Origin of the sequence: Polaribacter uvawellassae (genome assembly GCF_039748955.1) — a bacterium.
In the GTDB taxonomy this organism is placed as follows: Bacteria; Bacteroidota; Bacteroidia; order Flavobacteriales; family Flavobacteriaceae; genus Polaribacter; species Polaribacter uvawellassae.
In genome coordinates this window covers 754,967-780,930 of sequence record NZ_JBDIZN010000001.1, presented here as the reverse complement: position 1 = coordinate 780,930, position 25,964 = coordinate 754,967, and the positions used below count along the sequence as shown (strand labels likewise).

At 31.3% G+C, this 25,964-nt stretch carries 23 protein-coding genes; 12 read left to right on the top strand and 11 right to left on the bottom strand.

All coding sequences use genetic code 11. The features are described from left to right. Nucleotides 1–5: 5 nt before the first annotated feature. The 5 genes from ABDX67_RS03560 (at nucleotide 6) to ABDX67_RS03540 (ending at nucleotide 6,098) form a co-directional block, all read left to right on the top strand. Nucleotides 6–1,628 carry a 4Fe-4S binding protein gene (locus ABDX67_RS03560; RefSeq protein WP_347173582.1) on the top strand — a complete coding sequence of 541 codons (1,623 nt, stop codon included), beginning with the start codon at nucleotides 6–8 and terminating at the stop codon, nucleotides 1,626–1,628. Nucleotides 1,629–1,670: 42 nt separating this feature from the next. Then, nucleotides 1,671–2,375 (top strand): glycosyltransferase family 2 protein, encoded by a 705-nt coding sequence (locus ABDX67_RS03555; RefSeq protein ID WP_347173581.1) that lies wholly within the window; start codon nucleotides 1,671–1,673, stop codon nucleotides 2,373–2,375. Then, nucleotides 2,372–3,865 carry a cellulose synthase family protein gene (locus ABDX67_RS03550; RefSeq protein ID WP_347173580.1) on the top strand — a complete coding sequence of 498 codons (1,494 nt, stop codon included), beginning with the start codon at nucleotides 2,372–2,374 and terminating at the stop codon, nucleotides 3,863–3,865. The genes ABDX67_RS03555 and ABDX67_RS03550 overlap by 4 nt, the downstream gene beginning before the upstream one ends. Beyond that, on the top strand, nucleotides 3,865–5,355 hold the full coding sequence (locus tag ABDX67_RS03545) for an MptA/MptB family glycosyltransferase (protein WP_347173579.1): 1,491 nt from the start codon (nucleotides 3,865–3,867) through the stop codon (nucleotides 5,353–5,355). The genes ABDX67_RS03550 and ABDX67_RS03545 overlap by 1 nt, the downstream gene beginning before the upstream one ends. Nucleotides 5,356–5,429: 74 nt before the next feature. Beyond that, nucleotides 5,430–6,098 carry an EndoU domain-containing protein gene (locus tag ABDX67_RS03540; RefSeq protein ID WP_347173578.1) on the top strand — a complete coding sequence of 223 codons (669 nt, stop codon included), beginning with the start codon at nucleotides 5,430–5,432 and terminating at the stop codon, nucleotides 6,096–6,098. Nucleotides 6,099–6,154: 56 nt separating this feature from the next. On the opposite strand, the gene ABDX67_RS03535 is transcribed toward ABDX67_RS03540, so the two are convergent. After that, nucleotides 6,155–6,949, bottom strand: coding sequence for a DUF2797 domain-containing protein (locus ABDX67_RS03535; protein WP_347173577.1), 795 nt, complete (start codon nucleotides 6,947–6,949; stop codon nucleotides 6,155–6,157). A 112-nt stretch (nucleotides 6,950–7,061) separates the two neighbouring features. On the opposite strand from ABDX67_RS03535, the gene ABDX67_RS03530 reads away from it, so the two are divergent. Both ABDX67_RS03530 and ABDX67_RS03525 read left to right on the top strand, forming a co-directional pair. Continuing rightward, nucleotides 7,062–8,597: a GH3 auxin-responsive promoter family protein gene (locus ABDX67_RS03530; RefSeq protein ID WP_347173576.1), complete on the top strand. Its 1,536-nt coding sequence runs from the start codon at nucleotides 7,062–7,064 to the stop codon at nucleotides 8,595–8,597. 138 nt (nucleotides 8,598–8,735) lie between these two features. Then, nucleotides 8,736–10,607: a mucoidy inhibitor MuiA family protein gene (locus ABDX67_RS03525; RefSeq protein WP_347173575.1), complete on the top strand. Its 1,872-nt coding sequence runs from the start codon at nucleotides 8,736–8,738 to the stop codon at nucleotides 10,605–10,607. 7 nt (nucleotides 10,608–10,614) lie between these two features. On the opposite strand, the gene ABDX67_RS03520 is transcribed toward ABDX67_RS03525, so the two are convergent. The 4 genes from ABDX67_RS03520 to ABDX67_RS03505 form a co-directional block, all read right to left on the bottom strand. After that, complete coding sequence (locus ABDX67_RS03520; RefSeq protein ID WP_347173574.1) at nucleotides 10,615–11,592, bottom strand: polyprenyl synthetase family protein; 978 nt, start codon at nucleotides 11,590–11,592, stop codon at nucleotides 10,615–10,617. 114 nt (nucleotides 11,593–11,706) lie between these two features. Then, on the bottom strand, nucleotides 11,707–12,741 hold the full coding sequence (gene rlmN, locus ABDX67_RS03515) for a dual-specificity RNA methyltransferase RlmN (protein WP_347173573.1): 1,035 nt from the start codon (nucleotides 12,739–12,741) through the stop codon (nucleotides 11,707–11,709). 110 nt (nucleotides 12,742–12,851) lie between these two features. Then, nucleotides 12,852–13,901: a tRNA preQ1(34) S-adenosylmethionine ribosyltransferase-isomerase QueA gene (queA, locus tag ABDX67_RS03510; RefSeq protein WP_347173572.1), complete on the bottom strand. Its 1,050-nt coding sequence runs from the start codon at nucleotides 13,899–13,901 to the stop codon at nucleotides 12,852–12,854. Nucleotides 13,902–13,975: 74 nt separating this feature from the next. Continuing rightward, a complete protein-coding gene (locus ABDX67_RS03505) occupies nucleotides 13,976–15,217 on the bottom strand; it encodes a 3-phosphoshikimate 1-carboxyvinyltransferase (RefSeq protein WP_430438071.1) in 1,242 nt (413 codons plus the stop codon). Between the two features lie 54 nt (nucleotides 15,218–15,271). Between ABDX67_RS03505 and ABDX67_RS03500 the strand changes: the two genes are divergently transcribed. Then, nucleotides 15,272–18,382, top strand: coding sequence for a WD40/YVTN/BNR-like repeat-containing protein (locus ABDX67_RS03500; RefSeq protein WP_347173570.1), 3,111 nt, complete (start codon nucleotides 15,272–15,274; stop codon nucleotides 18,380–18,382). Between the two features lie 46 nt (nucleotides 18,383–18,428). On the opposite strand, the gene ABDX67_RS03495 is transcribed toward ABDX67_RS03500, so the two are convergent. Both ABDX67_RS03495 and ABDX67_RS03490 read right to left on the bottom strand, forming a co-directional pair. Next, nucleotides 18,429–18,677 (bottom strand): hypothetical protein, encoded by a 249-nt coding sequence (locus tag ABDX67_RS03495; protein WP_347173569.1) that lies wholly within the window; start codon nucleotides 18,675–18,677, stop codon nucleotides 18,429–18,431. Continuing rightward, nucleotides 18,677–19,003: a nucleotide pyrophosphohydrolase gene (locus ABDX67_RS03490; RefSeq protein WP_347173568.1), complete on the bottom strand. Its 327-nt coding sequence runs from the start codon at nucleotides 19,001–19,003 to the stop codon at nucleotides 18,677–18,679. Before ABDX67_RS03490 ends, ABDX67_RS03495 begins: the two co-directional genes overlap by 1 nt. Before the next feature lie 101 nt (nucleotides 19,004–19,104). On the opposite strand from ABDX67_RS03490, the gene ABDX67_RS03485 reads away from it, so the two are divergent. The 3 genes from ABDX67_RS03485 to ABDX67_RS03475 are packed head-to-tail and all read left to right on the top strand — an operon-like array spanning nucleotide 19,105 to nucleotide 22,332. After that, entirely contained in the window at nucleotides 19,105–19,524 is a 420-nt protein-coding gene (locus ABDX67_RS03485) for an N-acetyltransferase (RefSeq protein WP_347173567.1), read from the top strand. 51 nt (nucleotides 19,525–19,575) lie between these two features. Further along, nucleotides 19,576–20,853, top strand: coding sequence for a M24 family metallopeptidase (locus ABDX67_RS03480; RefSeq protein ID WP_347173566.1), 1,278 nt, complete (start codon nucleotides 19,576–19,578; stop codon nucleotides 20,851–20,853). 21 nt (nucleotides 20,854–20,874) lie between these two features. Beyond that, on the top strand, nucleotides 20,875–22,332 hold the full coding sequence (locus ABDX67_RS03475) for an aminopeptidase P N-terminal domain-containing protein (protein WP_347173565.1): 1,458 nt from the start codon (nucleotides 20,875–20,877) through the stop codon (nucleotides 22,330–22,332). Here the strand turns inward: ABDX67_RS03475 and aat are convergent, their stop codons facing one another. The 3 genes from aat to ABDX67_RS03460 all read right to left on the bottom strand — a co-directional run bounded on the left by aat (nucleotide 22,333) and on the right by ABDX67_RS03460 (nucleotide 24,296). Further along, nucleotides 22,333–22,974 (bottom strand): leucyl/phenylalanyl-tRNA--protein transferase, encoded by a 642-nt coding sequence (gene aat, locus ABDX67_RS03470; protein ID WP_347173564.1) that lies wholly within the window; start codon nucleotides 22,972–22,974, stop codon nucleotides 22,333–22,335. It lies immediately after the preceding gene. 87 nt (nucleotides 22,975–23,061) lie between these two features. Continuing rightward, nucleotides 23,062–23,427, bottom strand: coding sequence for a DUF3127 domain-containing protein (locus ABDX67_RS03465; RefSeq protein ID WP_347173563.1), 366 nt, complete (start codon nucleotides 23,425–23,427; stop codon nucleotides 23,062–23,064). An 8-nt stretch (nucleotides 23,428–23,435) separates the two neighbouring features. After that, nucleotides 23,436–24,296: a flavin reductase family protein gene (locus ABDX67_RS03460; RefSeq protein WP_347173562.1), complete on the bottom strand. Its 861-nt coding sequence runs from the start codon at nucleotides 24,294–24,296 to the stop codon at nucleotides 23,436–23,438. A gap of 81 nt (nucleotides 24,297–24,377) precedes the next feature. Between ABDX67_RS03460 and ABDX67_RS03455 the strand changes: the two genes are divergently transcribed. Next, nucleotides 24,378–25,526: a sensor histidine kinase gene (locus tag ABDX67_RS03455; RefSeq protein WP_347173561.1), complete on the top strand. Its 1,149-nt coding sequence runs from the start codon at nucleotides 24,378–24,380 to the stop codon at nucleotides 25,524–25,526. On the opposite strand, the gene ABDX67_RS03450 is transcribed toward ABDX67_RS03455, so the two are convergent. Further along, on the bottom strand, nucleotides 25,523–25,915 hold the full coding sequence (locus ABDX67_RS03450) for an HIT family protein (RefSeq protein WP_347173560.1): 393 nt from the start codon (nucleotides 25,913–25,915) through the stop codon (nucleotides 25,523–25,525). The genes ABDX67_RS03455 and ABDX67_RS03450 overlap by 4 nt on opposite strands. Nucleotides 25,916–25,964 lie beyond the last annotated feature (49 nt).

Sequence of the window (25,964 nt, the reverse complement as noted above, 5' to 3'; positions counted from 1 at the left end):
TAGTTATGAAAATAATAAAAAACATAGGTTTAGTCTTCTTTTTAATCGGGTTGGCAGTTTTTACTGGAACTATTTTTACAGGTTCTTTTCAATTAAACTCTGATCAATTAGATGTTTTTATCAAAGAGAAGAACTTTAAAAATGAACTGATAAAAGACGAACTACAAAAAGCAATTGTCACTTCAGAAGATTTAAACATCTTTGAATTTTCTAGTCGTGTTAGAAATGCATTTAAAGTTTCAAACGATCATTATGATGCATTAATTGCAAAATACGATTCAGAAAAAAATTGGGATAAAAAAGGAGAACAATATCAATATAAAATTTACGGAAAACCGCATACTTTAAGTTTTGAATTGGCAAAAATTGCAGGCAATGGTTTTGTAAAAGAAAATGCGGTTTTATTTTGGTGGTTTACTTTTGGTTTGGCAATTTTTGGTGCGTTGCTTTTTATTTTACCAAACGCTATTTTATTAGGAAAAGCCGGAATTAAAAACAACGGAATTTATTTAGAATCGAGTACAAATCGTGGTTGGATTGCATGGTTGGTACTTGTCTATTTGGTTTCTTTTTACCTCGTTTTATACTTTCTACCAGATTATATTGTAAACTGGACATTCATTTTTGATCCGCTTAGTAAATTTTTTAACGGCGGTTTGGCTTCTCAATGGTTTGTGTACGGGTTTTTATATTCTGTAATTATGTTGGTGATGGCAACAAGAATGTACATCAAATACCGACACAATAAATATCAAATTATAAGAACAACTTCTGTCTTATTTTTTCAAATTGTCTTTGCTTTTTTAATTCCAGAAATTATGACAAGCTTAAATATGCCTGGATATGATTTTAAAAATGCTTTTCCGTTAGATTATGATTTCTTCTTTGAATGGAATCTAGAAGCTTTAAAAAGTAGTGGATCTATTGGACTTTTTATTTTAGTTTGGGGAATTGTGTTAACCTTAATTATAGTTCCTGTAATGGTGTATTTCTTCGGTAAACGTTGGTATTGTTCTTGGGTTTGTGGTTGTGGCGGATTGGCAGAAACATTGGGCGATCCGTACAGACAACATTCTAGTAAAACGTTAAAATCATGGAAATTAGAACGCTGGATCATTCATTCGGTTTTAATTTTTTCTTTAGTGATGACCGCTGTAACATTGTATTGTTACTTTACAGGATCACAATCCTTTTTAGGAATCAATTCGCAGTGGATAAAAGATTCTTATAGTTTCTTAATTGGAGCTTGGTTTGCTGGCGTAATCGGAACTGGGTTCTATCCCATTTTTGGTAATCGAGTTTGGTGTCGTTTTGGTTGTCCGTTAGCTGCTTATTTAGGATTTGTACAACGTTTTAAATCTCGTTTTAGAATTACCACAAATGGCGGACAATGTATTTCTTGCGGAAATTGTTCTACGTATTGTGAACAAGGAATTGACGTAAGAGCGTACGCTCAAAAAGGAGAAAATATTGTGCGTTCTAGTTGTGTTGGTTGCGGAATTTGTTCTGCTGTTTGTCCACGTGGCGTTTTAAAATTAGAAAACGGACCAGAAGATGGACGTATCAATCCGACAGAAATTTTATTAGGAAATGATGTTGATTTAATGAAATTGATCAACGACAAATAACAAAGAAACAATCGTATTTTTACCGAAACTTAAAAAATATTAATGTCAATTATTAAAGTCATCATTCCTGCTTTTAACGAGCAAGATTCTATTGCGAATGTAATTCATGATATTCCATCACTTGTTGATGAAATTATTGTGATTAGCAACAATTCTACAGATAACACAGAAGAAAATGCCAAAAATGCTGGCGCAACGGTTTTACAAGAAAATAGAAAAGGTTATGGTTTTGCCTGTTTAAAAGGAATGGATTATATCGCTTCGACTTCGTTCAAAGATCCTAATAAAAAACCAGACATTATTGTTTTTTTAGATGGTGATTATTCTGATTATCCAGAACAATTAACAGAAGTTATTGCTCCGATTATCAATGATAATATCGATTTTGTAATTGGCGCAAGAGTAAAAGAATTACGAGAAACAGGTTCTATGACTCCGCAACAAGTCTTCGGGAATTGGTTAGCAACGTTTTTAATGAATTTTTTTTTCGGAGCAAAATTTACAGATTTAGGTCCGTTTAGAGCAATCAAATACAACAAATTATTAGCCTTAAACATGGAAGACAAAACTTACGGCTGGACGGTTGAAATGCAGTTAAAAGCACTGAAACAAAAACTGACTTACGTAGAAATTCCGATGAAATACAGAAACAGAATTGGCGTTTCTAAAGTTTCTGGAACTGTAAAAGGAAGTGTGATGGCGGGAATTAAAATATTAGGTTGGATTTTTAAATATAGTTTTAAATGATTGTTGTTGCGTATATAATTATAGCGATTTATACGATTGCTTTGGTGCTCATTTTTATGTACGCCATTGCACAACTCAACTTGCTTTTCAATTATTTAAAAGCGCAAAAAAATAAAGACATTTCTGATAAATTCGATTTTTCTAATTCTGATGAAATTCCGTTTGTAACCATTCAACTTCCTGTATTTAATGAGTTGTATGTAATGGAACGGTTGTTAACGAACATTGTAAAGTTAAAATATCCAAAAGACAAATTAGAAATTCAGGTGTTGGATGATTCTACAGATGAATCTGTTGTGTCAACTAAAAAACAAATTGAAGCGCTTCAACAATCTGGAGTCAACATTAAACACATCCAAAGAACCAACAGAAAAGGATTTAAAGCTGGAGCATTAAAAGAAGGTTTAGAAAGTGCAAAAGGCCAATTTATTGCCATATTTGATGCAGATTTTTTACCAAAAGAAAATTGGTTGACAGAAACCATTCCGTATTTCAAAAACTCAGAAATTGGCGTTGTACAAACACGTTGGGGACATATCAACAGAAATTATTCTACACTTACAAGAATCCAAACTTTTGCTTTGGATGCACATTTTACCTTAGAACAAGTCGGCAGAAATAGTAAAAATCACTTTATCAACTTTAACGGAACTGCTGGCGTTTGGCGAAAAGAATGTATTTACGACGCTGGAAATTGGGAAGGCGACACATTAACTGAAGATTTAGATTTAAGTTATAGAGCGCAGTTAAAAAACTGGAAATTCAAATATTTAGAACATGTAGAAACTCCGGCTGAATTGCCTGTTGTTATTAGCGCGGCAAGATCGCAACAATTTAGATGGAATAAAGGCGGCGCAGAAAATTTTCAGAAAATGGCAAAACGAGTTTTGTCTAATAAAAACGTTCGTTTTAAAACAAAAATTCACGGAATTTTACATTTATTAAATAGCACAATGTTTTTAAATGTGTTAATTGTAGCGGTTTTAAGCGTGCCCATGTTGTATATTAAAAATGATTATGCACATTTAAAAAACTACTTTTATTTGATGAGTTTCTTTGTAATAAGTTCACTCATTTTTTTTATTTGTTATTGGTTTATGTTTAAAAGTATTTATGGTGGCGGATTTAAAAAATTCTTAAAATACATTGTTACTTTTTTTACCTTTTTTTCTATTGCGATGGGATTTTCTTTACACAACTCAATTGCTGTTTTAGAAGGACATTTTGGTAAAAAAAGTGATTTTATTAGAACACCAAAATTCAATATTAACTCATTAAAAGACAGTTGGAAAAACAACAAATACATTTCTAAAAAAATATCTGTTCATGTAATTTTAGAAGGATTGTTAGCCTTGTATTTTGCATTTGGAATGTATAGCGCATTTGTAGTTGGAAATGAAGGTGGAGATTTTGGTTTGTTTCCTTTTCATTTGATGTTGTTTTTAGGATTTGGCTACGTGTTTTTTAAATCTATTTTTTCTAAAGCATAATGGTTTATAGCAGAAAAAATACAGGATTTATAATTGCAGTAACTCTTACTATTATCCTCTATTTTTTATTTGCATTTTATGTAGAAAGAACACAATTTTCAATGGTGCTTTTTTTATATGTTTCGCTATTTGCAACATCCTTTTATATTTTAAAAAAAGGAAAAGAAAATTTTAAATTATTAACTGGTTTATCCATTTTATTCCGGTTGATTTTCTTGTTTTCAATTCCCAATTTATCACAAGATTTTTACCGCTTTATTTGGGACGGAAGAATGCTATTTGAAGGATTGAATCCGTATTTGTATTTGCCGGAAAACTTTATCAATCAACAAGAGTTTCCAGTACATCAAGCAGCAGAATTGTATGCCGGAATGGGAACTTTAAACGGAAGTAATTACACCAATTATCCTCCGTTAAATCAATTGAGTTTTTACATCGCGGCACTTTTAGCGGGCAACAGTATTTTAGGTGCTGTAATTGTTTTTCGACTTCAACTAATTTTAGCTGATATCGGAATTATCTACTTCGGAAAAAAGATTTTAGAAAAACTACAATTGCCAATTCACAATATCTTTTTATATGCTTTAAATCCATTTATAATTATTGAATTAACAGGAAACATCCATTTTGAACCAGTGCTATTGTTCTTTTTAATTTGGAGTTTGTATTTGCTTTTCAATGACAAATGGATTTGGGCTGCAGTATTATTAGCGTGTTCTATTTCTGTGAAGTTAATTCCTTTGTTGTTTTTACCGTTGTTTTATCAATGGTTTGTGAAAAAATCTCTCGACTCCGCTCGAGATGACAAATCTTTGTCAGTTCGAGCGGAGTCTAGAACTAAAAGTATTTGGAATTATTTATCATTCCTGCGAAAGCAGAAATCTAAACAAAAGTTTCTATGGATTCCTGCTTTCGCAGGAATGACAAAACTAGTTGTGTTTTACATAATTATTTTCTCAACAACTATATTACTTTTTCTACCTTTTAACAATTCAGAATTGATTGACAATTATTTTAATTCTGTTGGATTGTGGTTTAGAAGCTTCGAATTCAATGCAAGTTTCTATTATATTTTTAGAGAAATTGGATATTTGTTTAGAGGTTATAATGAAATTGCTGTTATTGGAAAAATCATTCCTATTTTAACAATTGTGTTTTTAGGAATCATTACTTTTTTTAGAAAAAATAAAAATCCGAAAGAACTCATTACTGTGTTATTATTCGGATTGTCATTTTATTATTTTACAACAACAACGATGCATCCGTGGTATTTGGCAACGTTGATTTTGTTGTCTGTTTTTACCAAATATCGTTTTCCAATTGTTTGGAGTTTGGTCATTATTTTAAGTTATCAAGCCTATGCAAATCTTCCTTGGAAAGAAAACTTATGGTTTGTTGGATTAGAATATTCAATCGTTTATGGGTATTTAATTTGGGAGCTAAAGAATAAAAAACTTGATTTTCTTAGAAAAATTAACGAACTTCGTTAAGTTCTGTTTTAATAAATTAAAACTCACTATATCATAATAGTTGTATGCAATACGAATAAACATTAATTCATATTTTGGAACAAGATTTTAAGTACTATATTCTCAAAAATCCCGTTGATAATAAATCACTTCAAGCAAGTGAATTACCAGTAGTAATTAAAATTAGTAAAGCACTATTTGGTATGGACATTAACCTTAACGATAAGAATGAGGCCGAAGGTCCTTTCGTTTCAAAATTTGAACTTCGGAGACAATCAACAATCTTTTCTTCAATTCGGTTGCAAAAGCATAAAGATAGAGTCCTAAAGAATAAGCATATTAAGGAAATCAAAGATTATGTACTTACCACAAAAGGAAATTCTTATGAAAAAACTTTTGTAGGTGCTTTACATCATACAATCGTAGGAAAAATCACAAGAAAAAAAGTCAGTGGAGTTCATTTTTATAATCCTGATTCTATTAAAGTTTTAAAAGTTATACAAACTAATGATTTGGGTGTATATTCAGCGGTAATTGAGAAGCTTCATCCAAATACAAAACAATGGATTATAAAAGAAGAAATAACTAATTTTTTTCCTGACAATTGGACAATTAATCAATTATTTCATGAATGTGCATCGGCTTATTCAATTAAAAAAAACGAATCAGGAAATGTTTATTTATCCGAAACGCCAAGTGGAATTAAGATTAAATTTATAATTAATGAGGACGGAAAAATAATAACATTCTATCCGATTATTTAAAACAGAAAGTACAGCACACAAAACCGAACTATTCTTATACAAAACCGTTAACGAAATTACTCAATTAAAATACTTACCACCAAACCTTCATTTGCTCTTACATTAAAAACAGTTTCGTCTTCAAAAATTAAATACTGTCCTTTTATGCCAACTAACTTACCTGTATAAGAATGTTGTTTTACCAAGTTTAAACTTTTTGGTTTTAACGGATATTTTTCCACCGGGAAATTCAGATTGGTTTCGGTGTTATTTTCTATAAAATATTCTTTTGCTTCTTCCGGAATGTATTGCGCTAATTTGTTTCTCCATTCCACTAAATTTTCATCCACAATATCATTCTTTAACATTTTTCGCCAATTGGTTTTATCAGCAACATGTTCTTTTAAAGCAACTTCTGTAATTCCTGCTAAATATCGATTCGGCACTTCTACAATTTCAATTGCTTCGTGCGCTCCTTGATCTATCCAACGCGTCGGAACTTGTTGCTTTCTAGTAACACCAACTTTTACATTGCTAGAATTCGCTAAATACACAATATGCTGTTTTAATTGTACTTGTTTTTCGTATTCTAAATTTCTGTCTTCAATGTCTAAATGTGCAGTACTTAGTTCTGGTCTCATAATCCAATCGCCAGCATTTGGGGTTTCAAAAAAACAGCTTTTACAAAACCCTTGACGGTAAATTTGTTTGTTTAAATGACAATTTAAACATTCGTATTTCACAAAGGTCATTGTAAGGATTTTACCCAATAACTGATTCATATTCAAGAAGTCATCACCCAATTCTAAATAATATTGAATGATCTCTAAATTTTCGGTTGGCATTTTTTTTAAGACTCCTTGATATTGCATACAACTATTTTTAGTATTTTTAACTCCGATGCCAATCGGCAACAAACAAACTTACTATAAAAAAGCAAGTTTTAAGAATTTTGTATTCATAAATTAAAGAGAACCTAACCAAATGGCATTTCCTTTCGTAAATTCAATTATTTCTTGGTTTTTAAAGAAACGAAAGCATCAAATGGAGCTATTTTTAAAATATCCGTTAGATGTTCAAGACGAATTGTTATTTAGATTATTGAATACTGCAAAAAATACAGAATTTGGTAAAGCGCATTATTTTTCATCCATTAGAGATTATACCGATTTTGCAAATGCTGTTCCGATTCAAAAATATGAAAGCATTGAACCTTTAATTGAACGTTGTAGAAGAGGAGAACAAAATATTTTTTGGCCAACTCCTATAAAATGGTTCGCTAAATCTAGCGGAACCACAAATGCCAAAAGTAAATTTATTCCTGTGAGTGATGAAGCTCTAGAATATTGCCATTTAAAAGCAGGAAAAGACATGTTGTGTTTGTATATCAACAATAATGAAGACACACAATTGTTTACAGGAAAAGGATTAAAGCTTGGCGGTAGTTCTGCAATTTATGAAGACAACAATTCGTATTTCGGAGATTTGTCTGCAATTATTACAGAAAATCTTCCTTTTTGGGCTGATTTCAGTTCTGCTCCGAGTCAAGAAACTGCTTTAATGAGCGAATGGGAAACCAAAATGGAAGCCATTATTAATGAAACCATTCACGAAGATATTACCAGTTTAGTTGGTGTTCCAAGTTGGATGTTGTTGTTGTTAAATCGTGTGTTAGAAAAAACAGGAAAAGACAATATTTTAGAAGTTTGGCCAAACTTAGAAGTGTATTTTCATGGCGGCGTAAATTTTAATCCTTACAGAGAGCAATACAAAAAACTGATTCCGAAAGCCGATTTTAAATACTACGAAACTTATAATGCTTCAGAAGGTTTTTTTGGATTACAAGACAGAAATAATTCGTTAGAATTATTGTTAATGTTAGATTACGGAATCTTCTATGAATTTATTCCGATGGATGCTTATGAAGGCGAAAACTCAACCGCAATTCCATTATCAAAAGTAAAAAAGAACGTAAACTACGCCATGGTAATTACAACAAATGGTGGTTTATGGCGCTATTTAATTGGCGATACCGTAAAGTTTACATCAACAAATCCGTATCGCATAAAAATAACAGGAAGAACCAAACATTTTATCAATGTTTTTGGCGAAGAATTAATTATTGAAAATGCAGAAGATGCTTTAAAATTAGCCTGTAAAAAAACAAAAGCAACCATTACAGATTATACAGTTGCACCCATTTTTATGGAAGGAAAATCTAGTGGCGGACATGAATGGTTGATTGAATTTAAAAAAGCACCAAAAAGTTTAGAATATTTTACCGAACTGTTAGACAATGCTTTAAAATCAATCAATTCTGATTACGAAGCAAAACGCTATCATAATATGACGTTGGCTTTGCCTAAAATTCATGTTGCAGAACAAGGCTTATTTTACAATTGGTTAAAGCAAAAACAGAAATTAGGCGGACAACATAAAGTGCCGAGATTGTCTAATAAAAGAGATTATCTTGAAGAATTATTAAAAATTTCTACAAAGCAACAAAGTGCAAATTTATAAACGAATTTAGTTCTTGGCAACTACAATTTTAACTTACACTTTGTTTTATTAGTTTACTTACTTATAAAACGAATACACTTTGAAATTGTAACAAACATCAAAATATTATTACTATTTTTATATCGAAAACCTCCAACTATGAAAAAATATATTTTATTGCTAGCTTTTTTAAGCTCACTTTCTACTTATTCTCAAATCAATTTAGAAAAAAAAGTTACTTCAAAAGTAAATGAAGTTACAGTTTTTCTTGAAAGTGCTCAGATTACGAGAAAGAAAACGGTAACAATTAACAAAGGAACTACCGTTTTAAGATTCACCAAACTTTCTCCGTTTATTGATGGAAAAAGCATTCAAGTTAAAACAACAAATGATGTTGAAATTCAGTCTGTAAATTTTGAAAAAAATTATTTAGACAAGCAGACCAAAAGTGATGAACTTTTAAAACTTGAGAACGATTTAAAGGCAGCTCAAAAAAAACTTGACATAGAAAACACGTATTTAAGTATTAACAAAGAAGAAACTGAATTTTTACAATCTAACAGAAATATTGGAGGTAAAAACCAAACATTAACTGCAATTAATCTTAAAAATGCGGCTACTTATTATGGAACTAAATACAAAACATTAAAATTAGAAGCTCTAAAAATTAGAGAAAGAATTAATACAATTAGAGATGATTTTAATAGTATAAGAAACCAAATAAATAGTTTTTCTTCAAAAAAAGAATTTGCTTCTGGTGAAGCTTTAGTAAAAATTAAAGCAACTAAAACAACAACTATTCAACTAGAATTGGTCTATAATGTTGCAAATGCGGGTTGGTTTCCAACGTATGATATTAGAGTAAAAGACATTAATAGTCCGTTACATTTAGTGTATAAAGCAAATGTAAAACAGAACACAAAAGTAGATTGGACTAATGTAAAACTTAGTTTTTCATCATCAGACCCAAGTGTTTCAAGCGAAGCGCCAGAATTAAAAACCTATTTTTTAAATTACAATTCGCTTCCGCCAGTGTATACAAAAAACATTAAAACTGTTTCAGGAATTGTTTCTGATAATAGCGGCGCGTTGCCCGGAGTTAGTGTTTTAATTGATGGAACAACCATTGGAACAGAAACAAATTTTGATGGATATTATTCAATCACAATTCCAAAAAATGCTTCAACTTTAACTTTTTCTTATTTAGGATACAGTACAGTTAAAAGAAACATTTACAGTTCTAATATAAATGTTCAAATGAAAGAAGACGCAAATGTTTTAGATGAAGTTGTTGTTACAGGATACGGTAACAGAAAACCAATTTCTTCTGTTTTGGCAGGAAAAATTTCTGGTGTTCAAATTACTAATGATTCAAGAAAAAAAGAAAATAACTATTCAATTCCAACAAACCAAATTGTAAATCAAACAACTGTTAATTTTGAAATTGCTTCACCATATTCTTTAAAATCTGATAATAAGAATTATTCTGTCGGGATGAAAACGTATGAATTAAATGTAGATTATCAATATTACAGCATTCCAAAAATTGATAAAAATGCTTTTCTAATTGCGTCCGCAGATAATTGGGAAAAACTAAATTTATTGGAAGGAGAAGCTAATATTTATTTTGAAGGAACATATATTGGTAAATCTTTATTAGACACTCGCTTTATTACTGATAAATTAAAAATATCTTTAGGAAGAGATAAAAACATTATTGTTAACAGAGAAAAAACGAAAGATTTTACAACAAGACAATTTATTGGAAGTAAAAAACAAGAAAATAGAGCTTGGAATATTTCTATAAAAAATAATAAATCTCAAAAAATTAGCATTTCTATTTTTGATCAAATTCCGGTTTCTACTTTAGAAGAAATTAAAGTTGAATTAGATAAATCGAACACTGGGGAATTTAATGCAGAAACTGGAGAAATTTTATGGAAGTTTGAATTGAACCCAAGTTCTACTAAAGATTTGAGTTTAAGGTATTCTGTAAAATATCCAAAAAACAGAGTATTAACTTTGGAGTAAAAAGTAATTATATTTTACGCTCCACAACGTAATCTATCATTTGAATAAGTGAATCTTTATAAGGAGATTTTGGATAGTTTTCTAAAATAGCTAACGCTCTATTTTTGTAGTCATTCATTTTAGAGGTTGTGTATTCAATTCCGCCATTTTCTTTTACAAAAGTGATGACTTCTTTTACTCGTTTTTTGTCTTTATTGTATTTCTTTACCGAATTGATAATCCATTTTTTATCTTTTTCTGAACAGGTATTTAACGTATAAATTAATGGTAAGGTCATTTTTTGTTCTTTAATATCGATTCCGGTTGGTTTTCCAATTTTAGCATCCGTATAATCAAACAAATCGTCTTTAATTTGAAAAGCAATTCCGATATATTCTCCAAACTTTCTCATTTGCTGAACCGTTTCTTGATTTGCACCAACAGAAGCAGCTCCGATTCCGCAACAAGCAGCAATTAAAGTTGCTGTTTTCTTACGGATAATTTCAAAATACACCTCTTCAGTAATATCTAATTTTCGTGCTTTTTCTATTTGTAACAATTCGCCCTCACTCATTTCTCGAACGGCGATAGAAATCAATTTTAGCAAATCAAAATCTTCGTTATCAATAGAAAGCAACAATCCTTTAGACAATAAAAAATCACCAACCAAAACAGCAATTTTATTTTTCCACAATGCATTTACAGAGAAAAAACCTCTTCTTCTGTTACTATCGTCAACAACATCATCATGTACCAAAGTAGCAGTATGAATTAATTCTACAACAGAAGCTCCACGATACGTTCGTTCATCAAAACCGCCATCAGAAACCATTTTTGCAACTAAAAAAACAAACATCGGACGCATTTGTTTTCCTTTTCTACGAACAATATAATAGGTAATTCTGTTTAACAAAGGAACTTTAGTCAACATCGATTCTTTGAACTTTTCTTCAAAGAGTTCCATTTCGTTTTTAATAGGAAGTTTTATTTGCTCTACAGGTTTCATCTATTATTCATGTCTCCTCGAGCGGAGTCGAGAGGTCTATATTTTAAAATCAAAAGTAAGGAAATTTTTATTATAAGAAGTTCTTTACTACACTAGAACGGACACCAAGTTTCTCTATGATTTATTTGCCAATTGACCACAAGCTGCATCAATATCTTTTCCTCTAGAACGACGCACATTTACAATAATTCCGTGCATTTCTAAATTAGAAATATAATTGTTGATTGCTTGCGGACTTGCTTGTTGAAATTCGCCATCATCAATAGGATTGTATTCTATTAAATTGACTTTACACGGCACGTAACTACAAAACTGAATCAATGCTTCAATATCTTCTTTTCGGTCATTAATTCCGCCCCAAACAACATATTCGTAGGTAATTCTTCGTTGTGTTTTTTCGTACCAATATTCTAACGATTCTTTTAAATCTTTCAACGGAAACGTTGCGTTAAACGGCATAATTGAAGTTCTTACTTCATCAATTGCAGAATGTAAAGAAACAGCTAAATTAAATTTTACTTCATCATCCGCCATTTTTTTGATGATTTTTGGCACGCCAGAAGTAGAAACTGTAATTCTTTTTGGCGACATTCCCAATCCTTCAGGAGACGTAATTTTTTCAATCGATTTGATTACATTATTGTAATTCATCAATGGTTCTCCCATTCCCATAAACACAATATTCGATAATTTATGATTGTAATACAACAAACTTTCTTTGTTAATTGCAGCTACTTGATCGTAAATTTCATCGGCATTTAAGTTTCGCATTCTCTTTAAACGAGAGGTTGCACAAAACTTGCAATCTAAACTACAACCAACTTGACTAGAAACACATGCTGTTGTTCTTGTATTCGTAGGAATCAAAACAGATTCTACAACTAATCCATCGTGTAAACGAACGGCATTTTTTACAGTTCCGTCTTTACTTCGCTGAATATTATCAACTTCAATATGATTGATGACAAAATTTTCCTGCAACATTTCTCTTGTTTCTAAAGAGATATTTGTCATGTCTTCAAAAGAATGTACCACTTTTCCCCACAACCATTCATAGACTTGATTTCCTCGAAAAGCTTTATCTCCCTTTTCTACAAAAAAGTCTCTTAATTGATCTTTGGTTAATGCGCGTATGTCTTTTTTATTCAAAGATTTAAAGATTTAAAGATTTAAAGTAAAGATTACTACAAAAATAGTTATAAAAAAACTGGTGCTTTTTAAAAGACCAGTTTTTATTTAATTTTTTAATTTTTCAGTCATTAAATAATCAACATAGCATCTCCGTAAGAAGAGAAGTTGTATTTTTCTTTAATTGCTACTTCGTACGCTTCCATTACAAAATCGTAACCACCAAAAGCGGCAGCTTGCATTAATAACGTAGATTTAGATTTGTGAAAGTTTGTTATCATACAATTTGCAATGCTAAAATCGTACGGAGGAAAAATAAATTTATTGGTCCAACCTTCATAAGCATTTAATCTTCCGTTTGAAGATACTGAAGATTCAATTGTACGCATAACAGTTGTACCAACCGCACAAACTCTTTTCTTATTATCTAAAGCATCATTAATTCTTTTTGAAGTTTCATTTGAAATAATAATTTGCTCAGAGTCCATTTTATGTTTCGATAAATCTTCTACTTCAACAGGGGCAAAAGTTCCTAAACCAACATGCAAAGTAACTTCAGAAAAATCTACGCCTTTAATTTCTAAACGTTTCATTAAATGTTTAGAAAAATGTAATCCTGCAGATGGTGCTGCAACAGCTCCTTCGTTTTTTGCATAAATTGTTTGATAACGTTCTGCGTCTGATTCTTCTACTGGTCTGTCAATTTCTTTTGGCAACGGAGTTTGTCCAAGTTCCAATAATTTTTCTCTAAATTCTTCGTAAGAACCATCAAATAAAAATCGTAAAGTTCTACCTCTAGAAGTTGTATTATCAATTACTTCTGCAACTAAACTATCATCTTCTCCAAAAAATAATTTGTTTCCAATTCTAATTTTTCTAGCTGGATCTACCAATACATCCCACAATCTGTTTTCTTGATTTAATTCTCTCAACAAAAACACTTCTATACGTGCACCGGTTTTTTCTTTATTTCCAAACATTCTAGCCGGAAATACTTTTGTATTATTCAAAACCATCACATCACCTTCATCAAAATAATCGATTAGGTCTTTAAATTTTTTGTGTTCTATAGTTTGTTCTTTTCTATTTAACACCATTAAACGAGACTCGTCTCTATGTTCTGCTGGAAATTTTGCCAATAATTCATTTGGCAATTCAATATTAAAATTCGATAATTTCATGTGCTTATTTTTCTAAGAATGCTGGCAAATATACGACATCAGAATAGGCGTTGTCAAGTGTTTTGCGGTTTAATTTAAATTGAGCTTATTTGAAATCCAATTTTTTGCATGTCTTTCCAAAAATTTCGATACGATTTTGTTACCACATTTGCATCTAAAATTGTTATTGGAACTTTAATTGCTAACGGAGCAAAAGCCATTGCCATTCTATGATCTTTGTAGGTTTCTATTGCAATATTCGAGTTAATTTTTGTAGACTTTTTCAGTGTTAAACTTTCATTTGTAACAGAAATAGTTGCGCCTAATTTTGTCAATTCGTTTTCTAAAGCAACCAATCTGTCTGTTTCTTTAATTTTTAACGTATGTAAACCTGTTAATTCACAAGAAATTCCCAATCCAAAACAAGAAACAACAATTGTCTGTGCAATGTCTGGCACATTACTTAAATTAACTTCTAAATGAGATTTCTCTATTTCACTCGAAATAACATTCGTTTTTTTAAGCACAATTGAATCTTCTTTAAAAATGGTTCTAACCCCAAAATGTTGATAGATTTCTGACAAACAAGAATCTCCTTGTAAACTGTTTTTTTTGTATGATGATAATTTGATTTCTGAACCAATAGTACTCAAAGCGATTAAACTGTAAAAATACGAAGCGGAACTCCAATCAGATTCTACAATTACCTTTTTAGTAATTGATGAGTTAAAAGGTTTTACACTAATTTTATTTCCCTCAAAACCTGCTTCAATTCCGAGTTCTTGTAATAAGCTCAACGTCATGTTAATATAAGGAACCGAAGTGATTTTACCTAATAATTCAATTTCTAAACCATTTGGTAAACTCGAAGCAATCAACAGTAAAGAAGAAATATATTGACTGCTTACATTTCCGTTTATCTGAACTTTATCTTTAGTAAGTTTTGTTCCTTTTATTCGAATTGGCGGATAACCGATTTTATCTTCATAAGAAATAGTTGCGCCTAAATCTTGTAGTGCATTAACCAAAATTTCAATCGGTCTATTTTGCATTCTTTCAGAACCTGTTAAAACAACTTCTCTGCCTTCTTTGATAGAAAAATAGGAAGTTAAAAAACGCATTGCTGTTCCGGCATGACCAATATCAATGGTTCTATCCGTAGAGTTTAATGCTTTTTCTAAATACTTAGAATCATCAGAGTCTGAAACATTTTTTATTGTTAAACCAGCAATTAATTGTTGTAAAATTAACAATCTATTTGATTCACTTTTAGAACCAGAAATAGAAATTTCTGCATTTAACTCTGTCTTATTTGTTGATAGATTAAAAATCAATATTGTATTCGTTAAAAATTTGTAATTTTAGAAGCTAGTAACCAAACGAACCTTTTTATGAAAAAAATTACTTTATTTCTGGCGATGCTTCTAATTGCATCTAGCCACAAAGTTAACGCACAAAAGAATACTACCAAATTTTCTGAAGAAAATTATAGCGCAATTAAATGGCGAAACATTGGTCCTTTTAGAGGCGGAAGAAGTGCTGCTGTTACTGGCGTTTCTGGAAAATCTAATTTATTTTATATGGGCGCAACTGGTGGTGGAGTATGGAAAACTACAGATGCTGGAAATTCTTGGTCTAATATTTCTGATGGATTTTTTGGCGGCTCTGTTGGTGCAGTTGCTGTTAGCGAATGGGACAACAATGTAATTTATGTTGGAAACGGAGAAAAAACTGTAAGAGGAAATGTTTCTTCTGGAGACGGAATTTGGAAAACTGTTGATGCTGGTAAAACTTGGAAACATATGGGATTACCAAATTCTAGACATATTCCAAGAATTAGAATTCATCCTAAAAATGCAGATATTGTATATGCTGGTGTAATGGGAGATTTATACAAATCTTCTGATGAACGTGGCGTTTATAAATCTACAGATGGTGGCGAAACTTGGAGAAAGGTGTTGTTTGCAAATAAAGATGCTGGTGTAATTGATTTAATTATCGATCCAAATAATGCGCGTGTTTTATACGCAACAACATGGAATGTTAGAAGAACGCCTTATAGTTTATCTAGTGGCGGCGATGGTTCTGCACTTTGGAAAAGTACTGATGGCGGAGAAACTTGGAGCAATATTTCAGAAAATAAAGGGTTGCCAAAAGGAATTTGGGGAATTAGCGGCGTTACAGTTTCGCCAGTAAATTCTGATTTTGTTTGGTTGTTAGTAGAAAATAAAGATGGTGGAGTTTATAAATCTGAAGATGCAGGAAAAACTTGGAAGCTAATAAATAATGAACGTAAATTAAGACAAAGAGCTTGGTATTACACACGTTTGTATGCCGACACAAAAGATGAAAATATTATTTACGTTTTAAATGTTAATTATCATAAATCGACAGATGGAGGAAAATCGTATAAAACTTTTAACGCTCCACACGGAGATCATCATGATTTATGGATTGCTCCAGAAGACAATCAACGAATGATTATTGGAGATGATGGTGGCGCACAAATCTCTTTTGATGCAGGAATCAATTGGTCAACCATGGATAATCAACCAACATCACAGTTTTATAGAGTTGTAACAGATAATCATTTTCCGTATCGAATTTATGGCGCACAACAAGACAATTCTACCGTAAGAATTTCTCATAGAACTGGAGGAAGATTTATTACAGATAGAGATTGGGAATCTACTGCTGGTGGAGAAAGTGCCCATATTGCTATTGATCCAAATAATAATGATATTGTGTATGGTGGAAGTTATGGCGGATTTTTAACTCGAAAAAATCATAAAACTGGAGAAACTAGAGCAATTAATGTTTGGCCAGATGATCCGATGGGACACGGAGCTGAAGATTTTAAATATCGTTTTCAATGGAATTTTCCTATCATGTTTTCTCCAAATCAAAAAAACAAATTATATGCTGCATCAAATCATTTGCATGTAACTTATAATGAGGGCCAATCTTGGGAATTAATCAGTCCAGATTTAACAAGAAACGATCCTAAAACATTAGGTCCTTCTGGTGGACCAATTACCAAAGACAACACTGGAGTAGAATATTACGGAACTATTTTTGCGATTGCAGAATCTCCAACAGAAAAAAATCTTATTTGGACAGGTTCTGATGATGGATTGGTTCATGTAACAAGAGATGGTGGGAAAAACTGGAAAAATGTAACACCTAAAAAAATGCCAGAATGGATGATGATTAATTCGATTGAAATAAATCCGTTTGAAAAAGGAAGCGTTTATTTAGTTGGAACAAAATACAAATCTGGTGATTACAAACCGTATATCTACAAAACAGAAAACTATGGAAAATCTTGGAAATTAATTGTAAACGGAATTGAAAATGAAGATTTTACTAGGGCTTTAAGAGCTGATCCTAAGCGTAAAGGATTATTGTACGTTGGAACAGAAAGAGGAATGTATATTTCCTTTAATGATGGTGCTAACTGGGAAAAATTTCAATTGAATTTACCAATTGTTCCGATTACAGATTTGGCAATTAAAGACGATAATTTAATTGCGGCAACGCAAGGTAGATCTTTTTGGATGATTGACGATTTAACGCCAATTCATCAATTAAGAAACAATACTTCAAAAGAAAAAGTAACCTTATTTACGCCAAAAGCAAGTTATCAATTAAGCGGTGGAAATGGTAGAACTTCTAAAACGCAAGGAACCAATCATCCTGGTGGAGTTTCGGTGTATTTTAATGTGAATGAGTTTTCTAAAAAAGATACGATATCATTATCATTTTATGATGCTTCAAAAAAATTAATTCAGAAATTCAGTTCGCATCCAAATACAAAAGAAAACGAGAAAAAACTATCTGTTAAAAAAGGTAGCAATGTTTTTTATTGGAATATGATGTATCCTGATGCTACAAAAGTAAAAGGAATGATTTTGTGGTGGGCTTCTTTAAATGGACCAATGGCGTTACCAGGAAATTATACAGTTGGTTTATCAGTAAATAAAACTACGTTAGAAAAACCATTTACTATTTTAAAGAATCCTGTTTCTGAAAATTCTTTGGCTGATATGAAACTGCAATTCGATTTTATTAATGACATCAATACAAAAATGTCTGAAATACATAAAGCGTTAATTAATGTTGGTAAAGTAAAAGCACAAATTAAGACATTAAAGAGCTCGATAAAAGACAAACAAAAACACAAAGAATTATTGTCCTTTGCTGATAAGTTGACAAAAAAAATTACAAAAATTGAAACTACTTTGTATCAAACAAAAAGTAAAAGTGGTCAAGATCCGTTGAATTTCCCAATCAGATTAAACAATAAATTAGCGCATTTAAATTCGCTTACAAGAATGGGAACTTATAAACCAACTGACCAAGCAATTGCTTTTAAAAATGAAATCACAAAAGACATTGACAACGAGTTATCAAAGTTGTATATCTTATTTAATAAAGATGTAAAACAACTGAATAAGAAAGTAAAAGACAGTCAGATTGATTTGATTCAGTTAGATAAATAAAAGATTTAGAAATAAAAAAGAGGCTTTTAAAAAGCCTCTTTTTTATTTATTTTGTTTTTTTAATTGCAACATACAACGCATAAAAATAACTGATAATTATTTTTAATGCGAAAAATCGTTTCCATTTTCCGTCTGCAAAATTTGCTTCATTTACTTCGGCAAAATCGCCAGCAAAAATTTCTCGCCAACTATTCATAAATAATGAAATTACCGTTACTAAAATAAAAAAAGGCAACGCTATTTTAAATACGTTTGTCCAGAATCCTGGAGATTTCATTTTCTCTAATATCGTCATTATTGTAGTTTTTTATTATTGTGATGTCTATCGTGATCTCGTTTTGTTTTAATGTCTAATTTTTTATCAAAAGCAGCTTGTAAATCTACACCTGTTTGATTTGCCAAACACAACGTAACAAACAAAACATCTGCCAATTCCTCTCCTAAATCTTTTGATTTATCTGATTCTTTTTCGCTTTGTTCTCCATAACGTCTTGCAATAATTCTTGCTACTTCTCCAACCTCTTCCGTCAATTGCGCCATGTTTGTTAATTCGTTAAAATAACGAACTCCATGGTTTTGAATCCAATCATCAACTTGCTTTTGTGTTGTTTTTATTCCCATTAATATTGGTTTTGTTTTGAAATACAAAGATACAATTCTTTCTATATCTTTTGTTTCATACTATTGAATACAATAACTTAGCTCGATATAAAAGCAAAAAAATGATTAGAAAATATAACGAAAGTGAAATTCCTAGATTACTAGAAATTTGGGAATCAGCAGCTTTAATTGCGCATCCTTTTTTAAGTGATGAGTTTCATCAAATGGTAAAAAAAGCCATGAAAGACATGTATTTACCTAATTCTGATACGTGGATTTATGAAGAATCTGGAACTATTATTGGTTTTATTGCAATGATAAATAATGAAATTGGTGGTTTATTTGTTGATCCAAAACAACAAGCAAAAGGAATTGGAACTTCTTTAGTAAAACACATCAGTCAGTTTCATAATACTTTAGAAGTAGAAGTTTTTGAAAAAAATAAAATAGGAAAACCATTTTATGAAAAGTACGGTTTTAAAGTAATCAAAGAATATGTGATGAAAGAAACCAATCAGAAAGTTTTAAGAATGCAAAAATAAAAGACAAAATAAGTATTAGTATCTTGTCTCATAATCTATTAACCAACTAAAATGAAAAGAAGAAATTTTATTAAAAAATCTGCAATTGGTGCTAGTGCAGCTGTTTTTGTGGGTGTAAGTTCTTGTGTAACTTCTGAATCTGACAAAGAAGAAATTTCAATTTTTGATTCATTAAAATCAATGACATCAGATGTTGTTCCTATTTCTGATGAAGAACGAAAATTAAGAATAAAAAAAGCACAACAGTTAATGAAAGAAAATGGTTTACAAGCCATTTTGTTAGATGCCGGAACCTCTTTAAAATATTTCACAGGCTTATCTTGGTGGCCAAGCGAAAGACCAATGATTGCAATGATTCCTGTTTCTGGAGACGTCAGTTATATTTGTCCGGCTTTTGAAGAATCTCGTTTGCTAAAAAAAATAAGCATTGGTAAAAATGTATTTCCTTGGGAAGAAGACGAAAGCCCCTACAAACAAATTGGAAATGCTTTAAAAGCAGCTGGAATCTCAAATGGAAAAGTTGGTTTAGAAGAACGTTTTCGATATTTCATTTTAAACGGATTGCAAAAAGATGCGCCAAATTATCAATACGTTAGTGCAGATGTTGTTACAATTCCTTGTCGATTGATAAAATCGAAAGCAGAAATTGCATTAATGCAAAAAGCAACAGACATAACAATTGAAGCAATAAAAATTGGTTTATCAGTTTTAAAAGTGGGTTCTACTCCTGCAGATTTTTCATCCGCAGTTGCAAAAGCACATAGCAAGTTAGGTGGAAATCACGGATTTGCTTTGGCTAATTTTGGCCCAGATTCTGCTTTTCCTCACGGAAGCGGTCAACCACAAATCTTAAAAAAAGGAGATGTTGTATTGGTTGATTGCGGTTGTACAGTAGAAGGTTATAATTCTGATATGAGTAGAACCATTGTTTTTGGAGCAGCACCCACAAAAAGACAACAAGAAATTTGGGATTTAGAGAAAAAATCTCAAGCAGCAGGATTTAAAGCCGCACAATTAGGGCAAGAATTACAAAATGTTGATTTTGCTTCTAGGCAAGTTTTAATTGATGCTGGGTTTGGTCCTGGATATAAATTACCAGGTTTGCCACACAGAACTGGTCACGGAATTGGAATGGACGGACACGAATGGGGAAATGCAGTAAAAGGAAATACAAGAAAATTAAAACCCGGAATGTGTTTTAGTATAGAACCAAATATTTCTATTGTTGGAGAATTTGGAGTTAGACACGAAGATTGTGTGTATATGACAGAAGATGGCCCAAAGTGGTTTTCACAACCAAGTCCATCAATAGATCAACCATTTGCATAAAAAAACTAACTTCTTTTAACCATGAATCTAAAAATCAAAACCTTAAGCATCCTTTTTATTGTATTTCTTTTTCAAATAAACATTTTTGCACAAGAAAAACATTATTACCAAACAGATTTTTCTATTCAAGATTTTAATGAAAGAAGAACGAAGATATTCGATGCAATTGGCACAAACGGAATTGCTTTAATTCAAGGAGCTAGAAGTGTAGATGGTTTTGAAGCATTTAGACAAACAAATACTTTTTACTATTTAACAGGAATTGAAACGGGTCATGCGTATTTATTATTCAGCGGAAAAAGAAAAACCACTACCTTGTATTTACCTCATCGAGACACTGGAAGAGAACGTAGTCAAGGAAAAATTTTATCCGCAGAAGATGCAGAATTAATTATCAAACTTACAGGAGTAAATCAAGTAAAAGCAATTGAGTTTTTATCGTCTGATTTAGCAGGCTCTGGATTGATAAAAGATGGCGTTCCAATTTTATACACGCCTTTAAGTCCGGCAGAAACTGGAACAGATAGTAGAGATGAATTAGTTCACGGACAAGCAAGAGCCGCATCAGATCCTTGGGACGGACAAGCATCAAGAGAAGCGCATTTTAAACGATTGTTAAACGAGCGATTTCCTCAGTTTGTGATCAAAGATTTGTCGCCAACTTTAGATGATATGCGTTTGATAAAGAGCAAAAAAGAAATTGAAATTATTAGAAAAGCTACACAAATTGCTGGTTTGGCAATTATAGAAGCGATGAAATCTACCAAAGCTGGAGTGTATGAATATCAATTAGCTGCTGCAGCAAAATATATTTTTTATCAACACGATGCACAAGGAGATGCGTATCCGGCAATTATTGGCGGAGGAACAAATGCTTTTATGGGACATTATTTTCATAAAACAGATGTCTTAAAAAATGGTGATTTGGTGTTGATGGATTATGCTCCAGATTATAAATACTACACAAGTGATGTTACTAGAATTTGGCCTGTAAACGGAAAATTTGACAAAGCACAAACGGCTTTATACGAATACATTATTGCGTATAAAGATGCTTTATTCAAATACATAAAACCTGGCGTAACTGCTAACTACGTTTTAGACAAAGCTTCAGCAGATATGAAGAACTATTTAAAAGGGAAGAAATTTGCAAATCCAAATCATTTAAAAGCGGTACAAAAAGGTATAAAATTTAGAGGTCACTTTCAACATCCAGTTGGAATGGGAGTTCATGATGTAGGAAGAGTTCGTGGAAATGTTGTTTTAAAAGAAGGAATGGTTTTTACCATCGATCCTATGATTTGGATTACAGAAGAACGTTTGTATGTACGAATTGAGGATGTTGCAGTTATTACTGCAACTGGAGTAGAAAATATGAGTGCTTTTGTACCAACAACCATTAAAGAAATTGAAAAAACAATCAAAGAAAAAGGAATTACAGAATTTAGACCTGCTAAAAAATTGCCTTTAAAAAAATAATTACAACATTTCCAAAAACTCTCTTCTAGAAATCTCCCTTGCGCCAAAACTTGCTAAATGATCAGTGTACATTTGGCAGTCTATTAGTTTGTAATTATGGTTTTGTATTAAATGAATAAACGCCAATTTTGATGCATTACTCATCAAACTAAACATGCTTTCTCCACAAAAAATTCCATTTCCTAAATCAATTCCGTACAAACCGCCAACCAAAATTTGTTTTTTTGTTGCTGTATTGTAAAACCAAACCTCTACAGATTTTGCAATTCCTTTTTTATGTAAATTAATATAAGCCTGCTCCATTTTATCTGTAATCCAAGTACCAAAATCATCACTTCTATGAATGTGTTTGCAATTAAAAATAACTTCGTTAAAAGCGGTATTTTCTGTAATTGTAAAATTTCTTTTTTTGATAATTTTTCGCATCGATTTAGAAACTTTTAATTCTTCTGGAAACAACACCATTCTTTCTGGCGGACAATACCAAACAATTGGTTCTCCTTCAGAATACCAAGGAAAAATTCCGTTTTGATACGCAAGCTTTAAACGTTCTTCAGATAAATCTCCACCCAAAGCAATCACGCCTTCTTCAGAAGCAGTTTCTGGTTTTGGAAATTCAATTTTATCTGTTAGCCAAATCATTTTTCAAAAATATTCAAAATAAAAAAGCAACCGAATACTGAAATGAATTCAGCATAAAGTTGCTTTTTAAAAATTATTACGGTTTTCCTAGAAAGGTAAATCGTCTGGTTCAGCAGAAGTTGTATTATCAGCTGGTTGAAATTGATCTACTGGAGGTAAATCTTGTGGCGCTGCAGCTTGCATTGCTTCAATTCTCCATCCTTGAATTGAGTTAAAATATTTTGCAACTCCTTCTGGGTTGATCCATTCTCTACCACGTAAATTGATAGAGATTTTTACATCTTGCCCAACTTTATAGCTGTTTAATAAATCACATTTGTCTTGTACAAACTCAACCATAATCATCTGAGGATATTGCTCATCTGTTGTCACAACCACTTCACGTTTTCTAAATCCGCTAGTTCCAAAAGTTTGTGTTTCGTTAATTAATTTAATTTTTCCTATTACTTCCATATCTTATTCTATTTTATTAAAAGTACTTTCCACGCACTTTCTACATCGTTTTTTTCTAAAAAGGCTTTGGCAAATGTATGTTTTTTTGTGGTTTCTAACCCAATAAATTGTGGATTCACTTTTGCAAAGTTATCAACATTTTCTTGAGTTGGCATTTGCTCTACGTTTCCTAAAACACCAAAATTATTTCCTGTTAAAATTTTACTTTCTCTTATCTCTTTCGGAATTGCATCTACTCCAATTCCCAAGGTAGAAATTGGTTTTGGAATTTCGAAAAAACCATCTTTTGCTCTTGAATAATAGCTTCCGCCAGCTCTTGCAACCAAATCAATTTTATGTTGATCTATGGCTCCGTTTTCATCTAATACAGCTTCTTTAATGTGTAATTTTACAACTTCACAAATAATTAAATTTCCTGCGCCGCCTTCATTTCCTAAATGGATAATTTCATTTACTTTGCATTCAAATTGTACTGGAGATTCTGCAACTCGAAACGGTTTTACTACATCAGATTTTAACATTGTAAAGCCTGCTTTTTCAAATTCATTTACGCCTTTTGCATATTCTGTACTGCTCAAAGACATTTGCTGAACAATATCATAATTGACCACATTTATAACAACTTCTTTGGTTTCTAATGCGTTTTCTAACGTGTGTTTTGTAGTATTTCCTCTAACTCTACGCGCCGGAGAAAAAATTAAAATTGGCGGATTTGCACTAAACACATTAAAGAAACTAAATGGCGATAAATTCGGGTTTCCATCAGCATCAATTGTACTTGCAAACGCAATTGGTCTTGGTGCAATTGCACCTAATAAATAACCGTGTAATTTACCAGTTGGTATTTCTTTTGGGTCTATAGAAATCATGTGTCAATTTATTTTGAATTGTAAATATACTATCATTTTATAAAATGTGTTATGTTATAATATAGATTATATTTGTAATAGATGAGCTTTTTTAAAAATACTGTGCTAACCAAACGAATAGTCATTTTTGTCTTATTTGTTATTGTTTCCCTAATTCTTTGGAACACGTATATTTTCTTCCAAAAATTTAAACAAGATGAACGTTCAAAAATGGAAATTTTTGCAACTGCAATTAAAGAGTTAGCAACCAATCCTGATTTAAATGCAAATATTAATTTAGAAACAAAGATTTTTGAAAACATTACCAATATTCCTTTAATTCAAGTTAATGAAGACGGAACCATTAAAGATTGGCAAAATTTAGATCCTTCTAAAACAGATAATCCAGCATATTTAGAAAATCAATTGGCAAAAATGAAAAAACAAAATGCGCCAATTGAAATTAAGTATTTAGATGTAACCGAATATGTTTATTATCGAGATTCTGATTTATTAGACAAACTCACCTATTATCCGATTGCATTAATTTTAATTTTACTGTTGTTTTTAACGGTAATTTACATGTTGTTTTCTTCTAACAAAATTGCTGAACAAAATAGACTTTGGACAGGAATGGCAAAAGAAACTGCGCATCAAATAGGAACGCCCTTGTCTTCTTTATTAGGTTGGATTGCCATTTTAAAAGCAGAAAATATTAGCGAAAAATATGTTGATGAAATAGAAAATGATGTACATCGTTTAAACATTATTGCTAACAGATTTTCTAAAATTGGTTCTGCTCCAGAATTGAAAAAAAATGAAATTGTTTCGATAACCAAAAAGTCTTTTGATTATTTAAAAAGTAGAAGTTCTAAGCAAATTTCGTTCGAGTTTAACGCTGATAAAAATGAATTATTTTCTAACATCAATGCAGAATTATTTGGTTGGGTGATCGAAAACTTGGTAAGAAATGCTATAGATGCTATGAAAGGAAAAGGAAGTGTTTCGCTTACAATTTCAGAGAAAAGTAAAGCAATAGAAATTATAATTACTGACACGGGAAAAGGAATTCTGAAATCACAATTTAAACAAATATTTAAACCTGGTTTTACAACAAAAAAACGTGGTTGGGGCTTGGGCTTATCGCTATCTAAACGTATTGTAGAAGAATATCACAACGGAAAAATATTCGTAAAAAAATCAGAAATTAATAAAGGAACAAGTATTCAGATTTCACTTCAGAAAGCTTAAAAATTTTTAGAAATTTCTTCCGCTAGTTTTACAAAATCTTCATGTTGCATTTTTAGTTTTTTACTCGTAAAATTGATATCTGCAACTCGGTTTATCGGAATTAAATGCACGTGTGCATGAGGAACTTCCAATCCAACAACAGACATTCCAATTCTGTTACAAGCAATTGTTTTTTCTAACGCTTTGGCAACTTTATGCGCAAACTGCATTAAACTTAAATACGTGTCTGAATCTAAATCAAAAAGCTTGTCAACTTCTTTTTTCGGAATGACTAATGTATGTCCTTTTGCATTTGGATTGATGTCTAAAAAAGCATAAAAATGTGCGTCTTCTGCTATTTTATACGATGGAATTTCTTGATTGATAATCTTTGTAAAAATACTGCTCATAATTTTAAAAACACTTATCGTCAAATATAATTCTTATTTTCACTAAAAC